The sequence below is a fragment of the Macrococcoides caseolyticum genome (genome assembly GCF_002902665.1).
GTDB lineage: Bacteria > Bacillota > Bacilli > Staphylococcales > Staphylococcaceae > Macrococcoides > Macrococcoides caseolyticum.
This window is the reverse complement of the sequence record NZ_PPRM01000052.1, coordinates 1-209: the sequence shown is the minus strand read 5'-3', so window position 1 is coordinate 209 and position 209 is coordinate 1. Positions and strand designations below refer to the sequence as shown.

General features: G+C 48.3%; 1 protein-coding gene. It reads right to left on the bottom strand.

Annotation, left to right across the window (positions count from 1 at the left end; genetic code table 11):
- A partial coding sequence (locus CD152_RS08015; protein ID WP_169926177.1) for a hypothetical protein occupies positions 1-209 on the bottom strand: 209 nt, incomplete at both ends.

The window sequence follows — 209 nt, the reverse complement described above, 5'->3', positions numbered from 1 at the left end:
GGATGGTCTTCTGAAGTTCGGTCTTGAGTGTTCGATTTTCGTTGATGACCGTGCGCATCTCCTGTTTGAGTGTCTCGTTGTAGCGTTTCATCCCCTGCATCTCTGATACGAGCGTCAAGTACTTGTCGTGCATACTGTTGAATGCGATCTCTGCTTTCTGGTACTTCAACGTTAGCTGTACGACCTGCTGGGAGAGATGTGAATCCTGA